The organism is Arthrobacter methylotrophus (assembly GCF_039539965.1).
Classification (GTDB): Bacteria; Actinomycetota; Actinomycetes; order Actinomycetales; family Micrococcaceae; genus Arthrobacter; species Arthrobacter methylotrophus.
On the sequence record NZ_BAABED010000001.1, the window covers coordinates 1,658,525 to 1,681,197 of the forward strand.

General features: G+C 62.5%; 36 protein-coding genes and 1 pseudogene. 8 read left to right on the plus strand and 29 right to left on the minus strand.

The genetic code is table 11. The features are described from left to right. Positions 1–2: 2 nt before the first annotated feature. From ABD884_RS08330 to ABD884_RS08355, 6 genes are all read right to left on the minus strand, one after another. Complete coding sequence (locus ABD884_RS08330; protein WP_345042986.1) at positions 3–1,823, minus strand: hypothetical protein; 1,821 nt, start codon at positions 1,821–1,823, stop codon at positions 3–5. 416 nt (positions 1,824–2,239) lie between these two features. Then, positions 2,240–2,917, minus strand: coding sequence for a hypothetical protein (locus tag ABD884_RS08335; RefSeq protein WP_345042991.1), 678 nt, complete (start codon positions 2,915–2,917; stop codon positions 2,240–2,242). 133 nt (positions 2,918–3,050) lie between these two features. Further along, complete coding sequence (locus tag ABD884_RS08340) at positions 3,051–3,383, minus strand: hypothetical protein (protein ID WP_345042996.1); 333 nt, start codon at positions 3,381–3,383, stop codon at positions 3,051–3,053. Positions 3,384–3,431: 48 nt separating this feature from the next. Then, entirely contained in the window at positions 3,432–3,842 is a 411-nt protein-coding gene (locus ABD884_RS08345; protein ID WP_345043001.1) for a hypothetical protein, read from the minus strand. A gap of 70 nt (positions 3,843–3,912) precedes the next feature. Beyond that, entirely contained in the window at positions 3,913–4,473 is a 561-nt protein-coding gene (locus ABD884_RS08350) for a hypothetical protein (RefSeq protein ID WP_345043008.1), read from the minus strand. A 59-nt stretch (positions 4,474–4,532) separates the two neighbouring features. Next, on the minus strand, positions 4,533–5,300 hold the full coding sequence (locus ABD884_RS08355; protein ID WP_345043015.1) for an HNH endonuclease: 768 nt from the start codon (positions 5,298–5,300) through the stop codon (positions 4,533–4,535). A gap of 260 nt (positions 5,301–5,560) precedes the next feature. Between ABD884_RS08355 and ABD884_RS08360 the strand changes: the two genes are divergently transcribed. Continuing rightward, complete coding sequence (locus ABD884_RS08360; protein ID WP_345043022.1) at positions 5,561–5,746, plus strand: hypothetical protein; 186 nt, start codon at positions 5,561–5,563, stop codon at positions 5,744–5,746. Positions 5,747–5,834: 88 nt separating this feature from the next. Here the strand turns inward: ABD884_RS08360 and ABD884_RS08365 are convergent, their stop codons facing one another. Further along, positions 5,835–6,095, minus strand: a complete 261-nt coding sequence (locus ABD884_RS08365) for a BRCT domain-containing protein (RefSeq protein WP_345043033.1) — start codon at positions 6,093–6,095, stop codon at positions 5,835–5,837. Positions 6,096–6,127: 32 nt separating this feature from the next. Here ABD884_RS08365 and istA point away from each other — a divergent pair, with 32 nt between their 5' ends. Together istA and istB are read left to right on the plus strand one after the other, a co-directional pair. Then, positions 6,128–7,804 carry an IS21 family transposase gene (gene istA, locus ABD884_RS08370; protein ID WP_345054681.1) on the plus strand — a complete coding sequence of 559 codons (1,677 nt, stop codon included), beginning with the start codon at positions 6,128–6,130 and terminating at the stop codon, positions 7,802–7,804. Next, positions 7,801–8,622, plus strand: a complete 822-nt coding sequence (istB, locus tag ABD884_RS08375) for an IS21-like element helper ATPase IstB (RefSeq protein WP_345043042.1) — start codon at positions 7,801–7,803, stop codon at positions 8,620–8,622. Before istA ends, istB begins: the two co-directional genes overlap by 4 nt. Before the next feature lie 84 nt (positions 8,623–8,706). On the opposite strand, the gene ligA is transcribed toward istB, so the two are convergent. The 3 genes from ligA to ABD884_RS08390 form a co-directional block, all read right to left on the minus strand. Beyond that, complete coding sequence (gene ligA, locus ABD884_RS08380) at positions 8,707–10,695, minus strand: NAD-dependent DNA ligase LigA (protein ID WP_345043051.1); 1,989 nt, start codon at positions 10,693–10,695, stop codon at positions 8,707–8,709. A gap of 104 nt (positions 10,696–10,799) precedes the next feature. Then, positions 10,800–11,612, minus strand: a complete 813-nt coding sequence (locus tag ABD884_RS08385; RefSeq protein ID WP_345043058.1) for a hypothetical protein — start codon at positions 11,610–11,612, stop codon at positions 10,800–10,802. Between the two features lie 42 nt (positions 11,613–11,654). After that, entirely contained in the window at positions 11,655–12,179 is a 525-nt protein-coding gene (locus ABD884_RS08390; RefSeq protein ID WP_345055332.1) for a hypothetical protein, read from the minus strand. On the opposite strand from ABD884_RS08390, the pseudogene ABD884_RS08395 reads away from it, so the two are divergent. Further along, positions 12,070–12,967: pseudogene (locus ABD884_RS08395) on the plus strand (cation diffusion facilitator family transporter). The gene ABD884_RS08390 and the pseudogene ABD884_RS08395 overlap by 110 nt on opposite strands. On the opposite strand, the gene ABD884_RS08400 reads toward ABD884_RS08395, so the two are convergent. Next, on the minus strand, positions 12,948–13,262 hold the full coding sequence (locus ABD884_RS08400) for a hypothetical protein (RefSeq protein WP_345043065.1): 315 nt from the start codon (positions 13,260–13,262) through the stop codon (positions 12,948–12,950). The pseudogene ABD884_RS08395 and the gene ABD884_RS08400 overlap by 20 nt on opposite strands. Before the next feature lie 172 nt (positions 13,263–13,434). On the opposite strand from ABD884_RS08400, the gene ABD884_RS08405 reads away from it, so the two are divergent. Next, positions 13,435–13,647, plus strand: a complete 213-nt coding sequence (locus tag ABD884_RS08405) for a hypothetical protein (protein WP_345043070.1) — start codon at positions 13,435–13,437, stop codon at positions 13,645–13,647. A gap of 188 nt (positions 13,648–13,835) precedes the next feature. On the opposite strand, the gene ABD884_RS08410 is transcribed toward ABD884_RS08405, so the two are convergent. Then, the gene (locus tag ABD884_RS08410) at positions 13,836–14,171 is read right to left on the minus strand and encodes a hypothetical protein (RefSeq protein ID WP_345043077.1); all 336 of its coding nucleotides are present in this window, start codon (positions 14,169–14,171) and stop codon (positions 13,836–13,838) included. Between the two features lie 179 nt (positions 14,172–14,350). On the opposite strand from ABD884_RS08410, the gene ABD884_RS08415 reads away from it, so the two are divergent. Then, positions 14,351–14,479: a hypothetical protein gene (locus ABD884_RS08415; RefSeq protein ID WP_345043082.1), complete on the plus strand. Its 129-nt coding sequence runs from the start codon at positions 14,351–14,353 to the stop codon at positions 14,477–14,479. A 103-nt stretch (positions 14,480–14,582) separates the two neighbouring features. Here ABD884_RS08415 and ABD884_RS08420 read toward each other — a convergent pair whose 3' ends face one another. The 15 genes from ABD884_RS08420 to ABD884_RS08490 are packed head-to-tail and all read right to left on the minus strand — an operon-like array spanning position 14,583 to position 20,097. Next, positions 14,583–14,924 carry a hypothetical protein gene (locus ABD884_RS08420; RefSeq protein ID WP_345043087.1) on the minus strand — a complete coding sequence of 114 codons (342 nt, stop codon included), beginning with the start codon at positions 14,922–14,924 and terminating at the stop codon, positions 14,583–14,585. Between the two features lie 9 nt (positions 14,925–14,933). Beyond that, a complete protein-coding gene (locus ABD884_RS08425; protein WP_345043094.1) occupies positions 14,934–15,239 on the minus strand; it encodes a hypothetical protein in 306 nt (101 codons plus the stop codon). A 4-nt stretch (positions 15,240–15,243) separates the two neighbouring features. After that, positions 15,244–15,555, minus strand: coding sequence for a hypothetical protein (locus tag ABD884_RS08430; RefSeq protein WP_345043099.1), 312 nt, complete (start codon positions 15,553–15,555; stop codon positions 15,244–15,246). Beyond that, on the minus strand, positions 15,552–16,085 hold the full coding sequence (locus ABD884_RS08435; RefSeq protein ID WP_345043105.1) for a hypothetical protein: 534 nt from the start codon (positions 16,083–16,085) through the stop codon (positions 15,552–15,554). Before ABD884_RS08435 ends, ABD884_RS08430 begins: the two co-directional genes overlap by 4 nt. A gap of 17 nt (positions 16,086–16,102) precedes the next feature. Next, the gene (locus ABD884_RS08440; protein ID WP_345043114.1) at positions 16,103–16,300 is read right to left on the minus strand and encodes a hypothetical protein; all 198 of its coding nucleotides are present in this window, start codon (positions 16,298–16,300) and stop codon (positions 16,103–16,105) included. Then, complete coding sequence (locus tag ABD884_RS08445; protein ID WP_345043119.1) at positions 16,297–16,611, minus strand: hypothetical protein; 315 nt, start codon at positions 16,609–16,611, stop codon at positions 16,297–16,299. Before ABD884_RS08445 ends, ABD884_RS08440 begins: the two co-directional genes overlap by 4 nt. A gap of 40 nt (positions 16,612–16,651) precedes the next feature. After that, complete coding sequence (locus ABD884_RS08450; RefSeq protein ID WP_345043124.1) at positions 16,652–17,035, minus strand: hypothetical protein; 384 nt, start codon at positions 17,033–17,035, stop codon at positions 16,652–16,654. Continuing rightward, positions 17,028–17,162: a hypothetical protein gene (locus ABD884_RS08455; protein WP_345043132.1), complete on the minus strand. Its 135-nt coding sequence runs from the start codon at positions 17,160–17,162 to the stop codon at positions 17,028–17,030. Before ABD884_RS08455 ends, ABD884_RS08450 begins: the two co-directional genes overlap by 8 nt. Next, the gene (locus ABD884_RS08460; protein WP_345043139.1) at positions 17,155–17,637 is read right to left on the minus strand and encodes a hypothetical protein; all 483 of its coding nucleotides are present in this window, start codon (positions 17,635–17,637) and stop codon (positions 17,155–17,157) included. The genes ABD884_RS08455 and ABD884_RS08460 overlap by 8 nt, the downstream gene beginning before the upstream one ends. Continuing rightward, positions 17,634–18,224: a metallophosphoesterase family protein gene (locus tag ABD884_RS08465; RefSeq protein ID WP_345043144.1), complete on the minus strand. Its 591-nt coding sequence runs from the start codon at positions 18,222–18,224 to the stop codon at positions 17,634–17,636. Before ABD884_RS08465 ends, ABD884_RS08460 begins: the two co-directional genes overlap by 4 nt. Further along, on the minus strand, positions 18,221–18,577 hold the full coding sequence (locus ABD884_RS08470) for a hypothetical protein (RefSeq protein WP_345043149.1): 357 nt from the start codon (positions 18,575–18,577) through the stop codon (positions 18,221–18,223). The genes ABD884_RS08465 and ABD884_RS08470 overlap by 4 nt, the downstream gene beginning before the upstream one ends. Positions 18,578–18,616: 39 nt before the next feature. Next, positions 18,617–19,012, minus strand: a complete 396-nt coding sequence (locus ABD884_RS08475; protein ID WP_345043156.1) for a hypothetical protein — start codon at positions 19,010–19,012, stop codon at positions 18,617–18,619. Positions 19,013–19,028: 16 nt separating this feature from the next. Beyond that, a complete protein-coding gene (locus ABD884_RS08480) occupies positions 19,029–19,253 on the minus strand; it encodes a hypothetical protein (protein ID WP_345043163.1) in 225 nt (74 codons plus the stop codon). After that, entirely contained in the window at positions 19,250–19,480 is a 231-nt protein-coding gene (locus ABD884_RS08485; protein ID WP_345043168.1) for a hypothetical protein, read from the minus strand. The genes ABD884_RS08480 and ABD884_RS08485 overlap by 4 nt, the downstream gene beginning before the upstream one ends. Then, positions 19,477–20,097, minus strand: coding sequence for a hypothetical protein (locus tag ABD884_RS08490; RefSeq protein ID WP_345043174.1), 621 nt, complete (start codon positions 20,095–20,097; stop codon positions 19,477–19,479). The genes ABD884_RS08485 and ABD884_RS08490 overlap by 4 nt, the downstream gene beginning before the upstream one ends. Positions 20,098–20,106: 9 nt before the next feature. On the opposite strand from ABD884_RS08490, the gene ABD884_RS08495 reads away from it, so the two are divergent. Then, a complete protein-coding gene (locus ABD884_RS08495; RefSeq protein ID WP_345043180.1) occupies positions 20,107–20,574 on the plus strand; it encodes a hypothetical protein in 468 nt (155 codons plus the stop codon). 88 nt (positions 20,575–20,662) lie between these two features. Here the strand turns inward: ABD884_RS08495 and ABD884_RS08500 are convergent, their stop codons facing one another. Both ABD884_RS08500 and ABD884_RS08505 read right to left on the minus strand, forming a co-directional pair. Continuing rightward, complete coding sequence (locus tag ABD884_RS08500) at positions 20,663–20,803, minus strand: hypothetical protein (protein ID WP_345043186.1); 141 nt, start codon at positions 20,801–20,803, stop codon at positions 20,663–20,665. A gap of 63 nt (positions 20,804–20,866) precedes the next feature. Beyond that, a complete protein-coding gene (locus ABD884_RS08505; protein ID WP_345043193.1) occupies positions 20,867–21,415 on the minus strand; it encodes a hypothetical protein in 549 nt (182 codons plus the stop codon). A 558-nt stretch (positions 21,416–21,973) separates the two neighbouring features. On the opposite strand from ABD884_RS08505, the gene ABD884_RS08510 reads away from it, so the two are divergent. Next, positions 21,974–22,525, plus strand: coding sequence for a hypothetical protein (locus ABD884_RS08510; RefSeq protein WP_345043200.1), 552 nt, complete (start codon positions 21,974–21,976; stop codon positions 22,523–22,525). Positions 22,526–22,673: the final 148 nt, after the last annotated feature.

Here is a 22,673-nt window from a genome sequence, read left to right on the forward strand (position 1 = left end):
GTTCAGATGCTCATGTCGTCGTGCAGACCGACGGTGGCGAAGACGATCTTCCCGTCTGTACCGCGCCAGAAGTGCATGCGCCGGGCCGAGGCGGTCTTCACCTGCAGCGCCACCCGCCAGGCGGTGCCCAGTTCAGGGTCTTCAACGCAGGAGGATGTGCCCGGCAGGCCGCCGCGCAACCGGTGCATGTCCCGTCCGGGCAGCGAATCGGCCAGCCCGGTCAGTACCTCCATGGCGACCGCAACGATCTTGGACCGGTCAACACCCTGGATCTCCTCGGCGGCCGTCAGAAACCCATCGGCAAAGCCGTATTCAGCAAGTGGAGTCTCCGCTTTGGCTCCGGCCGGGATCCGGGTGGCCCATTCCAAGTAAACCTCGTGGCGGAACTGTTCGGCCGGGTCGTTGAACAAAGGGGCGGTGTCGGCGACGTCGTCGATGTCGCGGCTCATCTGGCGCGCACGGTCGGCGCGGGCGCGTTCCTTGCGGACGTCATCGCGGAGTCGTTCGATGGTGTGGGCCATGCGGGCGTTTTCAGCCGCCAGGTCGTCGGCGTCTGCCATCGCGCGGCGGTGGTCCTTCAGCATGTCGACCCGTTCCCGTGTCATCAGAGCCACCTGGGCGCGGAGGCGCCCTACTTCTGCACCGCCAAGGGCAGGGGAGGGGACCGGGATGGCTGCCTCCTCGTCGACGGACTCCACGAGCAGGTCTTCAAGGTCGCTGCTCAAGCGCTCGTTCTCAGCGGACAGGTGTTCGAGGCGTGCACGAACTGCGTCCAGAGCAGCGAAGGCATCCCCGCCCGTGAAGTCGGTGACAGGTGCTTCCTGATGGGTTGCCGCCGGGGCCGGTGCCACGTCATCGGGCTCTGCCGGTGCTTCGTTGACAGTGGGAGCGACTTCTACGGTGGAGGCATCGGTGTCCCAGCGGATCCAGGGCTCGCCGCCGGCCAGGAACGGCAGGGCGTCTGTGACCTCATCCGGATCCGTGACGGTGATCAGTTTCCAGGCCTTACCGTCCGCGCGGCCCGGGATCTCAACACGGACAGCGATAACCGTTCCTGGCTTCGCTTCGCTGGCATGGCGGACCGTCAGTCCGGGGAACAGGGCGATCGTTTTGGACGAGAGCACCAGAGCCGGCTGGATGGTGCCGCGGGCAGCATGGTCGGCGGCGTCGGCGGGCGTGTTCAGTCCTTCGGTGATAGTGAAGAGGCCGTCACGGACGGTGCCGGTAACTTTCTGGGACGGGCTGAAGAGCCGGTCGGGGCTGATCCCCGGCGCCAGCACCGAGGTGTCGATCCGGGCGATGCCGTCCTCGAGCTTGATGAGCACGCCGTCGGGTTCCAGGATGACAGAAACGATTCCGTCCACTGTTGCGGTGCTGGGCTGCTTCCGAGGGCTGGTGGATGTCACCTTGAGCGGTACGAGGGATTCCATGGCAGCGACGTCGTCGACGATCCTGACGATGGCTGCCTGGCCTTCTTCCTCGGTGTAGGCCAGGCGCAGCATCGACTTGAAAGGGTTCTTCACCCAGGCGGTGCCGGGCGGGTAGCAGCGCGCCGCGCCGCCGTAGACGGACGTCTCCAGGGGCATGGCATCGGAGAAGTCGTAGGCGAGGCTGGCGGAGTTGATCAGGTACACGTCGACGTCGTTGCCGAGACGGTCAGCCAGGGCCTTCGGGTTGATGACCGGACCGTTTTTGGTCGTCGACACCACCACGGCCGGACGCTCCCGTTCCGGGTGCAGCAACATGGCCGCGAGCTCGCGGGCGTCCCGCGGCGTGGTGATGGTGTTGTACGGGTTGAAGATGTCAGGCATGGCGGTTCGCATGGTTCCTCCGTCGGGTGATGGTGTGTGTTTCACCATGTGTGCGGACCTTCGAATCGCCCTGCCCGCGGGTGATTCGCGCCCGCCGCACCTACGAGTGATACCGCGCTCAGGACTCGGGCAGGTGCGCCGTCAAGGCCATGCCCAGACACGAGGAGCGGTCTGTCCTGTCCTGGCTCTACGGCTCTACGGTTCAGTCACCCGGAAGCTGCCAGCACACAGAACAGAAAGGGCGTCTCTCCGCTCGTTCGCCGACGCCGGGGATCAGTGTGCAATGCACAACCAACCTCAATCTGTGCTCGCCCCTCAGACGGCAAAGGAAGCCGCCCAGGGAGTAGTGGAGACGTGCTCTAAGAGGGATCACAGGGTGGCCTTTCTCAGGGTTTCCAGCGGAGCTGTTTGCAGGAAAGGTGTGGGAGTCATCGAGTTCTGCGGTCTGACTCGCCTTGCGTGGCGAAGGCGACGAGTTCCTCGTACTGCTCATTAGCCATATCCCGGATCCACTGGGGCAAGTCTTCGTTATAGCGGGGCTTGCCCTCCCAATCGACGCCTCCGCCCCAGTCCGCACTCATTCGCAGTCTTTGGTCCGGGTCGCCCGGGTAGGCGTTGATCCGGTGCCGGTCGTGGCTTGAGTCGACGGCGTTGCAGCTATGCCAGATACTCAATTCCGCCGGCACGAAAGGCTCGTTCGGGTAGCGGAGGGACCGGACCGGTGTCGCATGCTCCAGGGTCCACCTGCGATCGACACTGTAAGCCCAGGTGTCTTCGGTACCAGTATTGGGGCTGGTGGTGTTCTCGATCAGGTCGTCGTGGACGACGTCGGAGAGCTCCTGGATCCACGTCGGTAGGGGGCTGTGGTTGTAGCCATTGGTCCAGTGGGCCGAGACGCTGAGCTCACGCTCCGCGGGCCAGGCATAGATCGAGAGTGTGTGGTCTTCCACTGGTTGCCCGGCTGCCGTCTGCCACCAGATACGCAGATCGGCCGGGACGAAGGTCAGGTCACGGTGGAGGTACGAGTGGACCGGCTCGGCGTCGGTGAGCAGCCAGCGGCGCTGCAGCGAGCGGCTTGTGCTGATCTTTCTCAGAGTCGCTTTCATTCGGACTTGCCGAAGGTGTTGCCGTGGACAGCGGAGTCAGCGTAGATGGTCAAGGTGTGTCCTCTCAGGGAACGAGTTCGTTACCGACCATGTGTGCGGAACCCGAGGAGGGGCTCCCCGCCAGATGCAGGGGTCAGGGTGCTTTGCCCGAATCCTTGACCCGAACGATTGTGGGCAAGTGGAAGAACTGGTCCTTGGTGACCCGGAGCGTAACGTTGTGTCCGATCAGTCCGCGAAGCGTTGCGGTCAGCGTAGTGTCGTCCGGATCGTTGCGCGGCGGAGTGTAGGCGCTGCCGCGGCGGCCGGTTTTGCCGTTCCAGCCGGTGACGTAGTCGACGTGGTCGTTGTAGGCGTTGTCGAACCCGGCAGTGGACACTTCCTGGATGGTGACCTTGAGTCGCCTCGTGTCAGGCTTGTAGGCGGGCTCAACGGGTCCGGCCACCTCAGCGGCGCACTCCAGGACCATCACGGCTGCGGAAGCATGGCCCGGGGCTGTCGCCGGCCGGGTGTGGTATCAGGCGGCAGCGTCCTCGTCTTTGACCACGGCCAGGTGAGGTCGGGTTACAGTATTCGACGGCTCATCGTCGGTTTTGGTCGCCGGGCTGTCGGACTTGCGTGATCTAAACGCAGTCCATTTCGCCTTTATGGCCGGCAGTACCTTCTCGTCGAGGCCGCGCTTCATCTCCGGAGCCTTGACGGCAACAAAGGTCACCGCGGCGCCCACAGCGATGAGTATGGCATCGCGGATTGCCTTGTCGGAATCTGACTGGGACTCCGGATCCCTCACCTCGGCCGGACCCAAGTTATTACCGGATTCACGGTCAAACAGGAGCGCGCGTTCCGCGCCGGGAGTCTCATGGGACGACGCCAGATAGGACCCATCCGGCACACGAACGTCTTTGTTTACCCATTCATCGTTGCTCACTGGACTCCTCTGGTTGAACGCCTCAAGCAGGAGCCTACACAACCCGAGGGCCTGCAATGCGAGAAGCGCTCTACCAGTCCCGCTCCTCGGTCATAATGACGACGACACCCCCGTCGACCCGGACGCCCGAGACGTGCTGATGGCTGTTCTCGCCATACTCGGCCACCCAGACACCGGTGTTGTCGGTGACTGGGTAGTCGCCGCCCTTGTAGCCGGTGATGCCGTTCCTGCGGAAGCGGCGCAGGTCCTTGAGGAGGTCGGCGACCGTCCTGGGTTCGCGGCCGTTCGGTTCGATCCGCAGCTCGTCGTGGTAGCCGCGGTAGGAGCCCATGCTTCCAGGGCGTGACTTCCGGCCGAGGTATTCGACGACGACGGAGGCGTTCCGAGGCTGCTTGGCAAGGACGGCGATGATCGGGCCAAAGGTGGACGCTTCGACAGGCACGCCGTGGGCCGGCTGCTTCAGCTTGGCCGGCGAAACCAAGTACGTCAGCCGCTCCACCTCGGCGAGCAGCATCTCGTGGGATGACTCCACCGTCTGGCTGGTAGCGCGGCCGGTCTCGATCTGCCGGGCGACGTAGCGGTGGTGGTTGATGTCGAAGGCGGACAGTTCCTGGGTATCCATGAGTTTCATGTGTGCGGATCCAGTCGGCCGCCTCTCCGCCCTGTGCGGTGTCTGGACGATCCGATTCTTTAGTCGTCCCTGGCCATTGCCCGGGCGAAGTAGCTGTCTTCCCCGTATCCGGAATCATCGTCTAGACCCCGGGCGGAGTGGTCGTCGTCTAAGGAATCGTCGATGCCTGGGCGACTGCCCTTTCCGTCGCGGATCTGCGCGATTATCTCCGCCGATGAGTCCATAGCGTAGCCGGCTGCAGCGTGACGGATGCGGTTGATGCGCTCAGGCCGGAGGATGCGCTCCACCTGCTGCCAGAACTCGTCATCGTCGCACAGCTGCGCCGGTTCGTCCGGCATGACCCGCTCCTGCTCCAGTCCGTCAACGAAAGCGCTCTGCTCCTCTGTGGCCGGGACGAAATGGCGGGCTGTCTTGGCGTGGTGGCAGTCGGCGCACAGCAGCTGCAGATTGCCGGGGTCGCTTGAGTCGCCCTCAATGTGGTCAATCTCTTCGCCGGGTCCGCCGCACTGGACGCAGACCTTGTCGCGGCTGATAACCAGTGTCCGAACGTCAGCCGGGATTGTCCGGGCCACGGCGTTGTAGCCTCCGGCGAGGAGGTGAGCGATCCTAGTGTGCAGTGCCAGCCTGACATCCGGGTCGTTCTGCAGGCGCCCGTCCCGGAGGGCTTTGCGCCAATACCTGATGTCCTTGGCGACGCTGTTGCACAGCTCCGAGCAGAACAGGGCCGGTTTGTGCTTTTCATCGTTCGGGAGGGGCTCGAAGCAGTTCGCGCAACAGTCTGCCTCGAAGCGAAGTATCGGTGATTCTTTGGCTGCAGCGGGCGTCATGTCCTGATTGTGACAGAGGAGATGCCCGAAAGTGGCTACTCGCGGTGGTGAGACCGCAGATGGGAGAGACATCGGTCCCGAGGGCCCGGGTTCCAGTCCACCCGCGTCATGTCCGCTGTCTAATCAACTAGCCCGCTAGGCTGTGCACGTCACAACGCATCGTAGGGGGCGCATTGGAGTTCAGCAAGTCGGCTGGCGTATTTCTTTCCGGCATCATTTTTATCGTGGGAGGTGCAGTCCTGTCTGGGGTTTTCTCGTTCATGGCGGCACAGTTAGTCGCTCGCAACTCCGACCCCCAGCTATTTCTGATCCTGGTCTTCTGCGCAGGTGGACTAGTGCTCCTGGGTTTCATTCAGTTGCTTGTCGCTGTGTATCGTGCCCTCGTGAAGATTGACGCACTGCGTGTGCCGGCACCCCGGGCAGCTGAGTCTGAGTGGCGTAGGTAGCTGAAACCAAGGAAGCCCACAAACACTTCTTTGTGGGCTTCCTTGGTCTCTAGGCATTTTGAGAATTCGAGGACCTGGACAACTGGGACTAGCCTTCGCCGTCCTTCAGCATCCGGGCGAACTCCTCTGGGGTGACGATCTTGATGCCGAGTTCCTTGGCGCGGTTCCACTTCGCCGAGCCTTCCTCGCCGCAAACCAGCAGGTCCGTGGTCTTGGAGACCGAGCCGGATGCCTTGTGATTATGGCAGCTTGAATGGAGACCACTTCTGCAGTTTGAATCGAGCCCACTCGCGGCTCGCCGGTCGAGGAATCGCAGTTTGAACTGAGCCCACCCCACCGTTGATTTCATCAGGGTTGTTTTTCCGATGGTGGAAGGCAGTGATGGGGTTGAGGGTGGAGCTTTTTGCAAGGATCCGGCGGGACGCGCGCGTCAAGGGATTCTCGATCCGCGCGCTGGCCAGGGAGCATCATGTTTCCCGAAGGACTGTCCGGCAAGCCCTCGCAGCTGCTGAGCCGCCCACCCGCAGGATTCCTGCCCGCACGGCACCGAAACTGGATCGGATCAGGGCTGTGATCGATCAGATACTTACGGCTGATCTTGATGCTCCGAGGAAGCAGCGCCATACCGCACAAAGGATCTTTGACCGTTTGGTCGATGAGCATCAGGCGGTGATTTCGTATTCGACGGTGCGCCAGTATGTGAAGGCCCGCAGGGCCCAGATTGCCATCGAGGCCGGGCGGGCCCCCGTGGAAGTCTTTGTGCCTCAGGAACATGCCCCTGGCGCGGAGGCCGAGGTTGATTTCGGTGATGTGTATGTGGACCTCGCCGGCGTCCGCACCCGTTGTTACATGTTCGCTTACCGGCTCTCCCACTCGGGCAAGGCTGTCCACCGCGTGTACCCTACATGCGCGCAGGAGGCATTCCTGGAAGGCCATATCGAAGCCTTCAATGCTTTGGGCGGGGTCCCCACGAAGCACATCCGGTACGACAACCTCACGTCCGCGGTCACGAAGGTCATCTACGGTGGCGGCCGGCAACGCGTGGAGAACGAACGATGGGTGTTGTTCAAATCCCACTATGGCTTCGACTCATTCTTTTGCATCCCGGGCATCGAAGGGGCCCATGAGAAGGGCGGGGTCGAAGGAGAAGTGGGACGGTTTCGCCGGAACTTCCTGACCCCTGTCCCGGCCGTGGATAGCTTGGTAGAGCTCAATGACCAGATCCGGGTCTGGGACGAGGCTGAGGACCGCCGCCGGATTTCCCAGCGGCTCCGCACGGTCGGGCAGGACTTCGCCGTTGAGCAGCCCCTGCTGGCACCGTTGCCCCTCGAGGACTTCGACCCTGGGCTGATCCTGACACCAAGGGTGGACCGTTCATCCCTGGTGACGGTCCGCTCGGCGAAGTATTCCGTTCCGGTGCGGTTCATCAACCGAAAGGTCAGAGTGTCCCTGCGCGCTACCGAGGTGAGGATCTTCGATGGCAGAACCCTGATCGCCAAACATCCAAGGACCGTGGCCCGCGGCGGGCAATGCGTGCAGCTGGACCACTATCTTGAAGTACTCAGGATTAAGCCCGGCGCTTTGCCCGGGTCCACAGCCCTGGCGCAGGCCCGCGAATCGGGGGCATTCACCCCCGCCCACGACGCTTTCTGGGCTGCGGCCAGGAAGACCGATGGTGATGCTGAGGCCACCCGGGAACTTATCGATGTTCTCCTGCTCCACCGGAGCATGGACGCGCGTGACGTCATCGACGGGATCACCGCGGCGCTTCGTGTCGGTGCGGTCAGCGCAGACGTCGTCGCGGTCGAAGCCAGGCGTGTGGCCTCCGAAAGCAACACAGGGTGGGTCCGGCCCGATTGCCATCCCGGCGCAAATGCCGATGTTCTCGAGCACCGTGTTGTCAGTCTCACCCAGCGCCGGCTGGCGGATCCTGCAGCGGTCATCGCAGGTCTCCCACCGGACAAACGCCCGCTGCCCTCAGTGGCCGGCTATGACGACTTACTCAAATTCCGCGCCCAGCCCTCATCCATCCCGCCGTCCAAGGAGCAGATTTCATGAGTCCCACCGCACCCGTTGTTGTTTCCCAGACCCTCCGGCGCCGTCGGGGCCTGACTGAACAAGCCGCGGTCGCGGCCGTTGACCAGGCCTGCCGCCGGCTGCGCCTGCCCACGATCCGCGCAGTCCTGGATGAGGCCCTGGCAGTGGCAGGAAAGGAACAGCTCTCCTACCAGGGATTCCTCGCCGAGATTCTGCTGGCAGAGTGTGATGACCGGGACCGGCGTTCCTCCCTCCGGAGGGTGAAATCAGCGAACTTCCCACGGGACAAATGGCTCGGGGACTTCGACTACGAAGCGAACCCGAACATCAACCAGGCAACGATCAATACCCTGGCCACCGGGGACTGGATCCGCAAAGGCCAGCCCCTGTGTCTGATCGGGGATTCCGGGACCGGGAAATCACATCTGCTCATCGGACTCGGCACGGCGGCCGCAGAGAAAGGCTTCCGGGTCAGATACATCCTCGCCACCCGGCTCGTGAACGAACTCGTCGAAGCAGAAGACGAGAAAATGCTCGCCAAAACCATCGCCCGCTACGGGCGCGTGGACTTACTTTGCATCGACGAGCTCGGCTACATGGAACTGGACAAACGAGGCGCCGAACTCCTCTTCCAAGTCCTCACCGAAAGGGAAGAAAAAGCATCCGTGGCCATCGCAACCAACGAATCCTTCTCCGGGTGGACCAAGACCTTCACTGATCCACGCCTCTGCGCAGCGATCGTGGACCGGCTCACCTTCAAAGGCACCATCATCGAAACCGGCACCGACTCCTACCGCCTCGCCCACACAAGAAACCACCAACCCAGCAGCGCCGCCTGACCACACTCAAACCAGGCTGCCATCGCCTCCGCACCAGGACCAAGGCGGGCCCCAATCAAACTGCGATTCCCGACCAAAGTGGGCTCAAGTCAGATTGACAAAATCAGCCTTGCCGCCGTTGGCCTCGATGAGCTCCTGGACACCGCTCCGGGACAGCGACGCGAGGGTCGGTTCGCCCTTGACGCTACCGGTGATGACCACCGAAAGCGGCTTTCCGTCCGGCCTGGCCAACTTCGGGGCCTTGGCGCCCGCGGCCGGCGTCGGCTTCGGGGTGCCCATGTTCACGCCGGAGGCCCGCAACTTGGCGATGACCGGCTCGTTCTTCTTCAGCTGCTCGTGGATGACGAAGGCCTTCTTCTCACCGATCCCTTCGACGTTGGCGAGCTGGGACACCGTGGCAGCCTGGAGGGCTTCCATCGTCTCGAACTGGGCGGCCAGGCGGCGGCCGAAGGTGCGGCCGGTGAACCGCATGGACAGGGATGTGATGACCCGGTTCAGCGGCTGGGCCTTGGCCTTCTCGATCTCGGCCATGATCTTGGCAGCGTTCTTCTGGCCCAGGGTGCGGGTGCCGCCGGTGGAGGTCTCGCCCAGGTCCAGGTCCGCGAGCTGGTCCTCGGTCAGGGAGAACAGGTCGCCGACGTCCTTGACCAGGTCAGCCTCGATGAGCGCATCGCCGATAGAACCGCCGAGGCCCTCGATGTCGAAGCCGGCGTCACGGGACGCGGCGTACGCGATGCGACCGCTCACGCTGCACTCTGGCGTGTGGCAGCGCCACAGCTCCGTGGACTTGTCGAACGGCTCCGAGCACTGCGGGCAGACCGACGGTGGCTGCCACGGCTGAGAGCTCTCATCGCGGAGATCGGCACGGGGCAGGTGAACTTGGGGAATGATGTCGTTCGCCTTAAAAGTTTGGACTGTGTCCCCGAGTCGGATGTCTTTCCGCAGCAGATCGCCGACATTGTGAAGCGAGGCGTATTCGACGACGGAGCCGTCCACCTCGACCGGGGTCAGCCGGGCACGGATGGACAGGCGGCCCGTCTTGCCGATGTTGTACTCGATGTCTTCGATCACGGTCGGTTCTTCCACCGCTGGGTACTTGTACGCCACGGCCCACTTCGGGGCACGGGAACCCTCACCCAGCTCGTCACGTTCCGCGGCGGTGTTGACCTTCAGAACGGCACCGTCCATCAGGAAACCGAGGCCCTTGCGCTCTGCGCCCAGGGCGGCGATGGCGGCCATCGGGTCTTCGGCGTCCAGAACGGACTGGGGGAGCAGGGACCGGGCCGTCGTAAAGCCCATACCCTGGAGGCGCTCCATGTTGTCCAGATGATCTGCCTTCTCGTCGATCGTCGTGGAGTACGCAGCGAAGGAAAACAGACCGGCGTAGGAGCCGTCCTGCTTGTTCAGCATCCCGGCGACACCGTTGCGGGCGTTCGCGAACGGTGCCTTGCCGGCCGCGGTGCGGACCGCGTTGGCCTTCTCCTTGTTTTCGTCGTTCAGGTACAGCTCGCCACGGACTTCGTAGTCACCGTCGCCTGCCATTTCGGGCAGGCCGTCGACGCCGCGGACGCGGTCGGTCACATCCTCGCCGGTGTAGCCGTCGCCTCGCCTGGCGGCGCGGACCATCTTGCCGTCCTCGTAGCGGACGCTGATCGCCAGGCCGTCGATCTTGGGCTCGATGACGGCCTGCGGGTGCTTGGCCGCGAACTCGATGACGGCGTCTTCGCCTGGCTTGTCCAGGGACTTCATCATGGTGGCGTGCTCGACGTCTCCGCCGGCGGCACCGCCGTGGCCGACCGAGTCGTGCAGGTCGTGGGCGGGTTCGATCCCATTGGCTTCCTCATGGGAAGCGATCTTGGCCAGCAGCCGGTCGAAGTCGGCGTCCGTCATTTCTTCGATGTCGGTCGTCTCGTAGGCGCGGGCTGCGGACAGTGCGCTGGCGACCGCCGCCTCATACTCCTCGGCGCTGGCGAAGGTGCCGAGACCGATGCCCGGCTCGGCGTGGTTGGTGGCTGCGAACTGGCCGCCGACGGGGATTCCGACCGGCTGGCGGTTCTGGGGTGAAAGACTCATGTTCTTCCTCTGGTTGTCGTGAACTTCCTACACCTTTATGTGTGCGGCGAGCCACGCGAAAGTGCCCGATCCGCGCAGGCAGATCGGGCACTAGAAGGGTATCGCTACTCGGCGTCGAACTCTTCGAGGTCGTGCTGCCAGAAGACGCTGGCGGCCTTCTCGGCCAGGTCTCTGGCTTCGGTCAGGCTGGCCCGGGTCAAGGTGCCGTAGAGGATGTCCCGTGCCTGGGCCGCCAAGGTCCTGATTTCCGCGCGTGCCGCGGCGAGGGCATCCGTCTCCGAAGGAATCTTGAACACCGACGGGTCCAGGATGGTCGCCTTCGGAGTCTTCCGGATGACCCCGATCGTATTGGTGTCCCCGCGCTTGATGGCGAACGAGACGGCAGCTTCGACAGCGGCGTCGTAATCGGTGAGCGTGTACCGCCTGGAATAGCGTCCGGCGTAGTCGATTTCCAGGTAGGTACCACCGTGATTTCCGCCCAGACCCATCGTGACGATCGCGTAGGCGGGCTCCGGTGTCGCCTTCCAAACTTCGCCGTCAACGATCAAGATGTCTTTGAACCGCTTGCCTGCCTCCTCGATCGCCTCATACTCCCAGGCGCTCCAGGACTCATGGCTGTCTGTTGACGGGAATGCGCCGGAACCGGCCATGACCGGCAGCCGGCCACGCATCTCAGCGACGTAAAGCTTTCCGGCATGAGCACGCAGCGGGGCCTCATCGCGGGTCATCGTGCCGTAGTAGCCGCGGTCATCCGGCACCAGCGCAACCATAGGGGCATCAGCAGAGCTGACGCACGGGACGGGGAACTCGTGCGTGAACGTCTCCTGCACCGGACGGGGCTTCCGGCAGCGCGGCGGAATCCGGTGCGGACGGAACGTAATGGTGCTCGTGACGGTGAAATCGCTCATGGTTTCCATGCCCACAATGTGTGCGGACCCACCGACAGTCCTTCCCGCCGATCAGAGGATTCTTCGGGTGAAATGGTCGCCATCCCACTCGATCACCGCAACGCCGTCTCCTGCTGGGTCAGTGAGTCGGAGCAACTCATTGATTGCCCGTGATGCAGTTGCCTCGTCAACATTGTCGACGAGTTGACCGCCTATTGACATTTTGCCGATCGGGGTGAGGGACACCCATGAATTGTTGCCACTGAGGATATGTGAGAACCCCTCGATGTTGTCGAGAAGGTAGTGGGAATGATGGTGCTTGATGTAGATGCGCATGCGTGGAAGGTACCAGCCGGTGAGCCGTTCCCGGTGGTGAGCGGGGGCGCCTCGCCCGGACACATGACTAGGGAAAGCCATCAATCCAAGGAGTTCTACCATGTCAGCCCATGCCGGAAGCAAAGCGATCGTCGCTGCGCTCGGCGCCAACTTGTCCATCGCAGCCATGAAGGTTGTCGCGTTCGCCCTGACCGGGTCCGCGTCCATGCTTGCCGAAGCGATCCACTCGGCCGCCGACTCGGTGAACCAGATGCTGCTCATGTTCGGTGGCCACAAGGCCCGGCGGAAGGCCACGACCGAGCATCCGTTCGGTTACGGTCGCGAACGCTACATTTACGCCTTCGTCGTCGCTATCATCGTTTTCACTCTCGGCGGTCTGTTCGCCCTCAACGAGGCGATCGAGAAGTTCCAGCACCCGCACGCCCTCGACATGGCCTGGGCCTGGGTCCCGATCGCCGTCCTGGTCGGATCCATCGGCTTGGAAGGCTATTCGTTCTCCACTGCGATCCGCGAATCGAACACCACTCGTGGCAAGAACACCTGGGCGCAGTTCATCCGCACCGGCCAAGGCACCGGAACTGCCCGTGGTCCTGCTGGAAGACTCCGCGGCCCTGACCGGCCTGGTCTTCGCACTGTTCGGCGTCGGTATGACCGTCCTCACCGGCAACGGGATGTGGGATGCCGCCGGCACCGCCCTGATCGGCCTGTTGCTGGTCGCCGTCTCCGTTGTCCTGGTCGTGGAAACAAAGTCCATGCTGATCGGCGAGGCAGCCGACCCGACCGACGTCGACGCGATTGCCGCCGCCCTGGTCGGCCCCGGCGTGGAGAAAGTCATCCACCTCAAAACCATGCACCTGGCGCCCGAAGAGCTGCTCGTCGCCGCCAAGATCGCCGTCTCGAAGACTGCCAGCTGTGAAGAGATCACTGAGGCCATCGACGCTGCCGAGAAGCGCGTACGCGCCATCGTGCCCATCGCCCGCTACATCTATCTGGAGCCGGACGTCTACTCGACGCTGAAGTTTGGTGGTGTTAGTTCCTATGACAACTGACACCGCCATCGCCGTGGCTCGTACAGCACCACTTGGGTCCGGGGTTTCTCTTCAGGTTTTCCAAGCCGGAGCCTTCGCCTTGCTTGCCGGGGCTGAAAGTCACATGGACCGGGTTGGGCCCTTCAGGTGCAATCCCGAGAAGACTTAAAAAACTAGCGGGGTCGAGTATGAAATCGCTTATATTTTCATGCATTACGTCGAAATGGTAGATGACGGGATCATCCTCCATTCCCTCAACACCCGGTCCAGAAATCCTGCGGACTTTGGCTGCATTCCTTAGCTCTTTCTCGTCCATTTCCCCTCCTTGATGAGGACTAGATAGTACGGCTGGGTGTTGCGAATGTGAAGACACTGCGTCTCAAAGATGCCCGCGTATCCGTATTCCAAGAATCATCTGAGAATCGCGTAGCGGTGTGTCCGCCGGGCCGGTGCCTGCCGGTTCGGCATTGTGAGCCATGGAGCTTTCGATGGGCGAACGCAAGGCTGTCACGAAGGCGATCGCCACCCGGTACGCCCGGTCGGGCCGGGCGGCGAAGAAGACGATTCTGGACGAGCTGTGCGCGACGACGGACTGGCACCGCGATCATGCGCGCAAGGTCCTGCGGCTCGCGTCTGCTTGCTGCGGCACTGCCGGATTTGGTGCCGCGCCTGCGCCGGTTCAAGGAACTCCAGATCGATGACGGCCCCGCGGCGCTACTGCTGAAGATAGCCCTTGCCACGATTGACCTCCGGCTCAACGCAGACCGGGCAAAACTGGATCCACGGGGCCGGTCCCATACCAAGCCCGGTACACTTGACGGCGCACATGGTCTCTCATGGAGCGCTCATGACTTCATGTGTGCGGTCGCTCCTGCCTCCCTCACGACATCTATGACCAGTAGGTGTAGTGCACCGGTACGGGGGTCTTCCAGGTTCCCGGGTCGGTGAACAGATTGCCGAAGGACGCCAGTTCACGGATCTCGGCAGGGACCAGGCGGACCAACCGGTCGGCGGCCGCACCGGCGTCACGGAACAGTGGCTCGGATTCGACTGCCGGCTTCTCCATGGGGTTGCCGAGGACCAGCGAGGTCAGGATCTCGTATTCGTCGAAGTCGGGCACGGGGGAAATCTTGCGGGCCGCGGCCAGGAGCTGCTCGGGTGTGGCACCGTCCTGCAGCAGGCGCCGGAACCGCATCGGGAGGCCGTCGAACGGGTCAATGCCCATGCAGAGCTCCCGGACCATCGGGGCGAGATCCGGTTCGTCGCCGAAGTGGGCCCCGATGTAGTCGAAGGTGTCGTCGGAGCGCAGCCAGTCATTCGCCTGGGACGCGAGATGAGGACCAGCACCTCTTCCGAACCGGTCTCGGCGTTGTAGACAACGCAGTCGTCAAGGCCCCGGCTCGGGTGCGCCTGCCCGATCCGGCGGACAGTGTCGGCGGGATCGAGCCAGCTGAACTCCCGGCCCTTGACGGCATCGAGATGGTTGGCGAAGTCCGTGAACGCGGGCGCCGCGGTGAAGTCGAGCAGCGGTGATTCCCAGTTGATGCGCGGGTCGTGTGGCTGGACGTCGGTGAGGCCGTAGCCGAGGACCTTTTTGATGACTGATGACATGGACCTCATGTGTGCGGAAGCGGTTCTAGGTCTTCCCGCTGGCTTGCCCGCGCTTGACGGCTTCGTCAGCGGCGCGTGCGGCTTCAAGAATGCGCTTGGCGCCGGGGGCGTCCTCACCGAGGTACTCAGCCGTGATCCTCTCCACCTGTTCCGCCAGGACGCGCAGTATGTTGGCGGCAGCCTCAGCGTGCGTGGCGGGGTTGGCCGGCCGCCAGATCTCGGCAAGCTCCGAATACAGGTCCTGGTGGAGGCTGAAAGCCATCTCTTCCGGGGTGCGAGCCCTGACGACGAAGCTCTCCCGGCACTCTTCAGCGGTGTACGGGTAGGGCGGGTACTCGGCGTCGTCGAGAGCGGAGTTGTCAGCCATGGCTTGAGCCTAACCTTCCGTCGCTACGGCGGCGGTCTTCTTGTCGGCCGCGATGCGCTTCGCGATGCGCTTGGCGACCCGAATGCATCCCGGGCAGGTGATGCCGATCAGGGTGCGGATCGGCTGACTACTCGTTCGGGAGACGCTTCGCCCGCAGAATCCGATCGAATCGAATAGGCCGGGTGTCAGGTGTTGGACGAACCGGCCCTCACCGAACCATGGCTCACCGCCTGGCTCATTCGGCTTGCCGTAATCCCCAACCAGCAGGCCACGGAATTCACGGCGGGGAATGTTCAACCCTTTTACTTTGGCCATGGATTCAGGCCTCCACGTCGAGGAGTTCGCGGATGTCGTAGTCGAGCTCGGCGCCCCAGATTTTCGGGATGAACCGTCGGATGTCGGCGGCCTCGGGTCCGTCGTCCATGCACTCCCCTTTGTTGCGGCGCCGCAGGTAGTCGGCAATGAGCGCACGGTCTGCGTCCTCCCCGTCAACCTCCGGGTCATAGCGGAATTCGGTCAGGGCGCGGGAAACCAGGTACTCAAAGGCGCGGCTCACCTGCTCGTCAGTATCGAAGGGCAGTGCGACTTCGACCTGACCGACCGAGCGGCGGTTGATGTTGAGGATCTTCATGCACCCAATGTGTACGGCGGCCGCCGGCCGGCTCCCCGCGGGTCAGCGGAGGCGGCGAGCTCCGCGATCTCGTGCTTGAGCGCCTTGCGGGTCACGTCCATCTCGGTCGCGTCGAACAGGCCGCCTCGGCCCACCGTACCCAATGCCTTCAGGTATTCAGTTTCCACCATCTCCAGAGCCTCCGGGAGGTGCTTCTCGTATCGCTCCATGGTCCTGTCGCGGAACTCGTACAGCTCCGGGAGCAGCCTGGCGTTCTCGATCTCTCGCAGGCCAGCACGGTCGACGGCGCGCCAGGCAGTGATGCATAGCTGGCTGTGGTCGAAGCTGCCGCGGCCCATCAGGCCGTCAGCGGCCTCCTCTTTCCACCGTTTCGAAGCCATGGAGTGGAAAGCGATCTGCCTGACCGCGTGCTCGAAGTCGTCGTCGGGGACACCCATCAGGTGGATGTGGTCTGGCTCGGCGTGGGCGGTGGCAGTGAATTGGCCGCCGGCAGGTGTGCCCGCGGGCTTGTGTGCTGGTTTGAACGTCATACTCGTCTGTGTGCGGCTCAAGTCAGGAGTTGAAGGGTTTGGTAGCGCAGCGCCGCGGCGCGTGCGGTGGGGCGGAAGTGTTCGCCGCGGCCGAACCGGCCACGCACATGGCGCAGGCACAGTTCGAAGCACACGTACTTCATACGTTCGCGATTGCGGCGCCGCAACGCCTTCTTGCGTGCACCGACAGTCGCAGAGAGGAGGTTGCGTTTCACCGGGTCGCCTTCGTGAAGCTGAACAGGTCGAGGCCCGGCAGTGGCGCCCGGTCCGGCATCGGGTGCTCGTGCAGCGTCGTCGTCTCGGCCAGTTCTGCCTCGCCCCAGGTGCCGACCTGGAAGCCGCCGGACTCTTCAAGCGTCTCTCGCATGCGCTCGTGGAAGGCCATCGGGATGTCGTGGGAAACCATCTCGGCCGGGTCAGCTTCGAGGTAGGTGTAGACCTGCGGAATTTCCCAGGACTCCTGATCCTCTATGAGGCGGATCGGAATGCGTACCGTCAGGTGGCCGATTACTTCGTTCTTGAGCATGGGGGTTCTCCTTACAATGCCGCCGGCGGGCGCCGCGGCTTCACCTCATGTGTGCGGCAGGGGTGCGCGCGGTCCCCGCCTCGAGCTTCCGGACAAAGTGATCCAGGAACACCGGCGGGAACGCGGCCGCGTCTGCGGTGGCCGACCAGTCCAGCCAAAACACAGCTGCGGTGCGGGCCCAACCCTCGGTCACCGGCTCGGGCCGGATGAGCTCGCGGGGGTAGCCCTGGCGGACGGACCTGTCACCCAAGTAACGGCTGACCTTGATCCGGTCGATACGGGCGGATCCCGGGGGAGTGACCCACAGGTCTTTGCCATCAGTTTCGAAATTGTGGCCATCCAGGGAAAGGGCCAGCGGTTCGGCCGGCGCCGGACGGGTCCGGAGGTAGCCGCGTCCGCGCTCAAGAGGGCCCGGCCTACCCATCGGCCTTCTTCTCGGGTTTGATCCGCTCGGAGCGTCGCACCGCGGCGAAGGTGCCGACGACGGCCAGGAGCGCCAGGACGGGGCCGAGCCGGTCGACGGTGAAATAGATATTCAGCAGCTCATGCATTGGCAGTCCCTTGTGCGGGGATCGTGGCCGGGTCGAAAGCCTTCCCTGCGAGGGAAGCTTCGCTGCAGGCGTGGAAGATCCGACCGGCCCACTCATGGGTCATGCCGGCGGTGTCCTCCAGATAATCCTCCATGGCGAATTCGTTGCGGAGGCGTAGCCGGTTCCAGTTGTTGTCATCCGCCGGGTCCTCGGCGGAACCCCAGACGTAAGTCTGTTCCGGGAACTGCTCCGTGGCTCGGAAGATGCGGTGGATGACAGAGTTTGCCTGCATCCTCTTCATGCAGGGTGTGCAGATGAGCAGCTCGAGGTGCTCGCCGCCGAACGTGTCGTAGACGGTCGAGCCGTAGTGGCCGGTGCTGGTGAAGATGTTCGCCCCGTAGGGGACGTCGGCGTGGCCGTCCATGCGTTCCTGCGGTGTGAGGCAGACGGCGCAGGGCAGGGTGGTGTGTGGCGCGGCGGGGCCGTTCCCGGTCATTGTGCTCCAATCAATTCGTGGTCTACCTCTTCACATGCGTTGATGAACTGACCAAGCTCGTCGAAGGAGACGGGGCGCTCCCAGGCGTCGAAGCCGACGTTGACCTGGCGGCCCTGCACCTTCCACGCTTTGTGGACGTGGCCGTGCAGCAGCCATAGGCCTTCATCACGCAGCCGCCACTGGCTGTAGCGGTCCTCTTTAGCGACTCCGTCCCCTTCATAAGGGAAGTGGGAGAGCAGGACGGTGCGGTCACCGATGCGGCGGCTGGCAGCCATCTGCACAGAGGAGAAGACGCCGAGGTATTTGCGGAAGTGCCTGTGAGCGTCCGTATACAGGGCATGCACAGGGTCGTGGTTGCCGGTGACCAGGTGTTTGGTGCCGGGAAGTTTTGCCAGCAGCTCCAGAGCCGGTTTCGGGTTGGACGAGGCGAGGTCGCCGAGGATCCAGACCGTGTCCTTCTTGGTCACGTTTTCCACCCACTGCTGGGCGAAGAAGTCATCGTGGTCTTTGGTGCAGGAGAAGCCGCGGTCCGCTGCGACAATGGCGTGGGCAATGTGGGGGTCACTCGTGGTCAGGACAGTAGTCACTCTGCACCCTTCAGCTCCAGCGCTTTGCGCAGGTCTTCGGTCATAAGGAAGAAATCTCCGGGGATGACAGCATTGCGGTCGAGGAGGTCTTCCATGGTGGTGAGGACCTCCTCAACCTTCTGCAGCCGCGCGGCCATCGCCGGGACGTCGGTGAATGCTGCGGCAACGAATCGAGCCGTGGCTTCGTCTTCGCCGAAGCTGACGGTGTTCTTGCCGTAACGTTCGCGGGCGAGATCGCAGATCAGCCATTCCTGACCCCCGGGAAAACCGGTGTGATCGTCAATGACGTCAACGAATTGAGGGCCGGGTGTAGCGGCCGCGTGGCGGTCAATGATGGTCTGCAGGTCTCTCATGGACACAATGTGTGCGGAGCGGGAGCTTCCACTACCCGGTCAGGCGCCTGCGCCGGCAGTGGCAGGCGAGGATGACGTGAACATAGACCGCAGCTTCTTCTTCAGCTTGGTGCCGCGGCCCTTCCACCAGTCATCGTTGTCCTTGATGTGTTGCCAGTCGCGGTGCATGGTGTAGGCCAGATAGCCATCGATCAGGACCCCGAGCCATTGCTGGGTGAAAACATCCAGTGCGACATCAAAGACGAAAGCGCCGAAAAGGGGCAGGCAGAGCGTCTTCATGATCGTCGATGCCATGTACTCGCGGTGGCTTCCTTCCACTGACATCCGCCAGTCGATTTTAGCGGTGAGGTAGGTGAACATGGCCATGGTGATGGCGAAGCTGATTCCCACCCAAAGTGGCGATGAACCGAACCGTGTCCAGTAGTCAATGATCATTGTGGAGGCCTGCAATTCAGTTGTTCGGAGTTTCGGAGGGCTGATCGGGCACCGTGGCGCGGCCGCTTCGAATAAGCGCTGCGTAATAGGGAGCCGAGCCGGCCTCGTATTCTGCTCGGAGTCGGTCGAGCTCGGCTGCGCTGCGACGGCTGACGACCACATAAGCGATGACGATAAATGTCATGAACGCCGACGCGACTCCAGCAGCCACGAGAATGGTTTCGATACGGTCCGAGGTCATGTTGCGCCTGCTTGCTGGTTCCGAAGGTCTCGGGCGACGGCAATGATGAGGTCTTTGAAGCGGGCCGTCTCAACCTTGGTCAAGTACTTCTTGCGGCGCCGGCCCCGAGGAGTGCGGATGCGGAGCACTGCGAGCCGATCCAGCTTCCGTTCCTGGTGGCGGCGGAAGTTGTCCCGGACGGGGTCGCCGCCAATGGACGGAATCGTCTTGGATTTCGGGCGCGTCATCGGCTTCCTTCCGGTGAGTGGGCGGGCTGGCCCGTAGTGACGCGCTCCGCCTGGGCTTCGAGTTCTCGGATGCGCTCAATCAGGGACAGGACGGTTTCCGGGTTGGCAGACGCGAGATGCTGTGCGATCGGGCTGCGGACATCGACGATGTTCCCCCGATGGATCCCGTCATGCGTCCTGGGTGTGTTGTCGGGAAGGCCACGGTGGCGGGCAACCTCGTAGACGACCAGGTCCCTGACCGGCTGCTTGACGTTCCGCTCATCCGTGACGGTGAGGCGGGAGTCGGTGTTGGCGACTTCGTAATCCTCGTCAGCCCAGAGCCACTGACGCAGGTACCTTTCCTTGACGTCCTCGGCCAAGGTGCCGAAGCAGTCCTCGAGTCCGCGGATGTATTGGCGGGCTTCGAACGAATCGCGGACCCGGTCCACAGGACAATGGCCGAGGACTTCGACCCGGCCCAGGTTGGGCACGATGCAGCTCAGGGAAGGGTCTTCGTAGTCGGTGTTGCCGCGCCAGAACCATGGACCAGGCGCCATTTTGACGGCGGCCCGGGCGGTCTCTTCGAGAGCGTCAAGGTCCAGGACGTGCACGGTAGGTGACGCGGAAGTTTCAGTCATAGGGCCCATGTGTGCGGCGCCCTGGATCGGTCTTCCCAAAACAGTTCCGGGACAGGCCTGTTCGAGCACTTCGTTAGACGGTATGTTCTTGCCCGGGGGACGATCGACGGCCGGCAAGTGCGGCATGCGCAGGAAGCCCCGCGTAACCAGCACTCAGAAAGGTCCAACATGTCCTACCCGCAAGGCCCCGGCCAGCAACAGCCCTACCAGCCGAACTACCCGAACGTGCAGCAGAACAACTCGCTGGAGCACTTCCACGGTTCGAAGTTCAAGGAAAAAGCGACCATCTTTGGGGTGATCGGTTTCTTCTTCCTCGGCATTGTGTTCGGACCGCTCGCGATCTCGAACGCCAAGAAGGCAGAAGCGCTGCACCACTCGGCCACCCTTGGAAAGGTCCTTGGCTGGGTAGACACCATCGCGGGTGTCATCTGGCTGCTGGTCGTCGTGCTCATCATGGCCAACGCAGGCCATCACTAAACCCGCCCGGAAGAAGGGACCGGCCCCGGTGGGTCGGTCCCTTCTTCATTTCCCTGCCGCGGCGCGGGCGGCGTCCCGTTGTGGTCTGTTACTTGACGGGAAGCGGCTGGTAGTCGCCAGACGAGAGCATGACCGCAGTCAGTTTGCTGTCGTGTTGGACAAAGCGGACGAGGGTCGTCTCGCCATCACGGGTCAGCTCGGTGTCCATTTTGCCTTCGTCGTGATTCATGACGTTCGACACCATCTGAGATTATTTGAGCGACGTGTACGGAACAGCTGCGGCGTCTCCCCGCTACTTCCTGACCGGGATTTCCTTGGCGTCCTTGTCGACCAGAATGATCTGGCCGGCGGCCGAGGTGCCGTGGATGAGGGCGCCGTTGAAGATTACCGGGTTGGTCTCGTTCGAGGTCACCATGAAGCCTTTGTTGGTGAGCTTCTGCAATTCGGCTGCTTGAACGCCCGTCAACGGCACCTGATACCGGTCCCGCGCCCAGGAGATGAACTCGCCGTTCTTGTCCGAGGTCTGTGCACCTTTGACCAGGCCAACGAAATTGGGGACACCGTCGCCGCTGCCTGTGGCGAGATTCATGGCACCGGAGGCAAGGACGGGCAACACGAGCAACAGTCCGGCCGCCCAGAACGACCGTCTCGCCCAGACAGCGGAAAGCCTTGATTTATCCACTCTGCGTACAACGTAGATGACGATGCCGATGGCCAGAGCAAGGAACCAGCCTCCACTGAGAATGATGCCGTACAGCGTGTCATACACGGGGTTGTGGAACTGTGTCAGGACGGCGTAATCAAAGGCCCCGGCTGGGTCCTGCGAGGTCGGTAGGCTCATGGCGGGGATCTCCTAGGTCTGTCACACGCACACATGCGTAGACCCTGGAAGAACGCTCACCAATGAGATCACTGGGACCGGCCGTCGAACGGGTGTCGCGGGGTGTATTCGGCTTGTCAGCGCAATCTACGACTTCATGACCAGATGGGCGGAAGGAGACTTGACGGGAAGAATCATTGACTTACAAAGCGGTCTAGGGCGACGATGCTCCGCGAGTAACCAACGAAATAAACCGGTGAAACGGCGGAATACCGCGCGGGGTAAGCAAGGGCAAATGTATCGTTGGGCCGAAGTCATTCGCAGCGCAGGAGGAGTTAGCCCATGTCTAACCGTCAAATTCGTGCCCTGGCAGTATTACTGCCCCTTGGAATCGTTCTATCAGCATGCGCTGGAGGGTCGCCGGCAACGACGGCTAGCCCCACTCCGTCCGCGACTCAATCGTCCACGGCCTCGTCGATGCCATCAAGCTCTTCCTCATACTCGGCGCTTACATCTGTGACCCCGGTAGCAAAGCCAACCGCGGATGTTATGCCAGCCTCACTCGAAAAATATAGAGCGATGTCTGTCGAAGAGTTTGGGGCACTCTCAATCGCCGAACGCCAACCGTATGTACAATGGCTAGCAAAAGACCTGCAGGCACTTGCGGATGATTGGTACAAGGAGACAGGGAGCCCTGCAGACAGGTTAGTTCCTGCTTCTGAGACAAATACACCAACAGAAGCCTCTAATGATTTTGCATATAAAATACGCCTCGCCTTCACGTTGCCCCAAGGCCCTGATCGCGACAAAGTAATCTTGGGGGCTCTCCAACTTGGCACTGCGTCGGATGCCTATCCGATCTGGCATGCAAAGTCAGAAAGTGTGCCTATTGCTCTTGGTAAGATCAGCGGGTCAGCTTTCAACATTAAGCTCCTTACAAATGCCGACTTTCTCGGTAGTAGTACAGTTACCAAAAGCGATGGCCTTAAGAGGGAGTATGGCCAGATATGCCAGGTTACTCACTTTATCGACCCGACTGGGGCTAACGCCGACCCAACACAGAAGCTGTGCTTGGTCGAGTATGCCAATGCAAATGGGCAACCAGCAAAAACCTGGGTCCGCGGGCAATAGGTACCCCCTGGAACACTCAAAGAACCAAAGTGCAAGCACCCGGTCAGGAACTAAAAGACAGGGCTTCCACTTTTAATATTCGTCAATTTGTGCATAAATAAACGCAACATATGGCAGACACTCCAATACCAGTAGAACCAGAAGAAAA

Coding starts and splice junctions, on each gene's coding strand:
- ABD884_RS08430 (WP_345043099.1), bottom strand. CDS start 15,555: ATGAAGATCCTCAACATCAACCGCCGCTCGGTCGGTCAGGTCGAAGTC.
- ABD884_RS08435 (WP_345043105.1), bottom strand. CDS start 16,085: ATGACGTTCAAACCAGCACACAAGCCCGCGGGCACACCTGCCGGCGGC.
- ABD884_RS08450 (WP_345043124.1), bottom strand. CDS start 17,035: ATGGGTAGGCCGGGCCCTCTTGAGCGCGGACGCGGCTACCTCCGGACC.
- ABD884_RS08330 (WP_345042986.1), bottom strand. CDS start 1,823: ATGCGAACCGCCATGCCTGACATCTTCAACCCGTACAACACCATCACC.
- ligA (WP_345043051.1), bottom strand. CDS start 10,695: ATGAGTCTTTCACCCCAGAACCGCCAGCCGGTCGGAATCCCCGTCGGC.
- ABD884_RS08400 (WP_345043065.1), bottom strand. CDS start 13,262: ATGGACGAGAAAGAGCTAAGGAATGCAGCCAAAGTCCGCAGGATTTCT.
- ABD884_RS08455 (WP_345043132.1), bottom strand. CDS start 17,162: ATGCATGAGCTGCTGAATATCTATTTCACCGTCGACCGGCTCGGCCCC.
- ABD884_RS08460 (WP_345043139.1), bottom strand. CDS start 17,637: ATGACCGGGAACGGCCCCGCCGCGCCACACACCACCCTGCCCTGCGCC.
- ABD884_RS08405 (WP_345043070.1), top strand. CDS start 13,435: ATGGGCGAACGCAAGGCTGTCACGAAGGCGATCGCCACCCGGTACGCC.
- ABD884_RS08510 (WP_345043200.1), top strand. CDS start 21,974: ATGTCTGTCGAAGAGTTTGGGGCACTCTCAATCGCCGAACGCCAACCG.
- ABD884_RS08470 (WP_345043149.1), bottom strand. CDS start 18,577: ATGAGAGACCTGCAGACCATCATTGACCGCCACGCGGCCGCTACACCC.
- ABD884_RS08500 (WP_345043186.1), bottom strand. CDS start 20,803: ATGAATCACGACGAAGGCAAAATGGACACCGAGCTGACCCGTGATGGC.
- ABD884_RS08445 (WP_345043119.1), bottom strand. CDS start 16,611: ATGCTCAAGAACGAAGTAATCGGCCACCTGACGGTACGCATTCCGATC.
- ABD884_RS08355 (WP_345043015.1), bottom strand. CDS start 5,300: ATGACGCCCGCTGCAGCCAAAGAATCACCGATACTTCGCTTCGAGGCA.
- ABD884_RS08410 (WP_345043077.1), bottom strand. CDS start 14,171: ATGGGCATTGACCCGTTCGACGGCCTCCCGATGCGGTTCCGGCGCCTG.
- ABD884_RS08365 (WP_345043033.1), bottom strand. CDS start 6,095: ATGAAATCAACGGTGGGGTGGGCTCAGTTCAAACTGCGATTCCTCGAC.
- ABD884_RS08485 (WP_345043168.1), bottom strand. CDS start 19,480: ATGACGCGCCCGAAATCCAAGACGATTCCGTCCATTGGCGGCGACCCC.
- ABD884_RS08390 (WP_345055332.1), bottom strand. CDS start 12,179: ATGAGCAGCATCTGGTTCACCGAGTCGGCGGCCGAGTGGATCGCTTCG.
- ABD884_RS08335 (WP_345042991.1), bottom strand. CDS start 2,917: ATGAAAGCGACTCTGAGAAAGATCAGCACAAGCCGCTCGCTGCAGCGC.
- istA (WP_345054681.1), top strand. CDS start 6,128: ATGGGGTTGAGGGTGGAGCTTTTTGCAAGGATCCGGCGGGACGCGCGC.
- ABD884_RS08425 (WP_345043094.1), bottom strand. CDS start 15,239: ATGGCCAAAGTAAAAGGGTTGAACATTCCCCGCCGTGAATTCCGTGGC.
- ABD884_RS08505 (WP_345043193.1), bottom strand. CDS start 21,415: ATGAGCCTACCGACCTCGCAGGACCCAGCCGGGGCCTTTGATTACGCC.
- ABD884_RS08480 (WP_345043163.1), bottom strand. CDS start 19,253: ATGACCTCGGACCGTATCGAAACCATTCTCGTGGCTGCTGGAGTCGCG.
- istB (WP_345043042.1), top strand. CDS start 7,801: ATGAGTCCCACCGCACCCGTTGTTGTTTCCCAGACCCTCCGGCGCCGT.
- ABD884_RS08340 (WP_345042996.1), bottom strand. CDS start 3,383: ATGGTCCTGGAGTGCGCCGCTGAGGTGGCCGGACCCGTTGAGCCCGCC.
- ABD884_RS08490 (WP_345043174.1), bottom strand. CDS start 20,097: ATGACTGAAACTTCCGCGTCACCTACCGTGCACGTCCTGGACCTTGAC.
- ABD884_RS08385 (WP_345043058.1), bottom strand. CDS start 11,612: ATGGAAACCATGAGCGATTTCACCGTCACGAGCACCATTACGTTCCGT.
- ABD884_RS08350 (WP_345043008.1), bottom strand. CDS start 4,473: ATGAAACTCATGGATACCCAGGAACTGTCCGCCTTCGACATCAACCAC.
- ABD884_RS08475 (WP_345043156.1), bottom strand. CDS start 19,012: ATGATCATTGACTACTGGACACGGTTCGGTTCATCGCCACTTTGGGTG.
- ABD884_RS08420 (WP_345043087.1), bottom strand. CDS start 14,924: ATGGCTGACAACTCCGCTCTCGACGACGCCGAGTACCCGCCCTACCCG.
- ABD884_RS08360 (WP_345043022.1), top strand. CDS start 5,561: ATGGCGGCACAGTTAGTCGCTCGCAACTCCGACCCCCAGCTATTTCTG.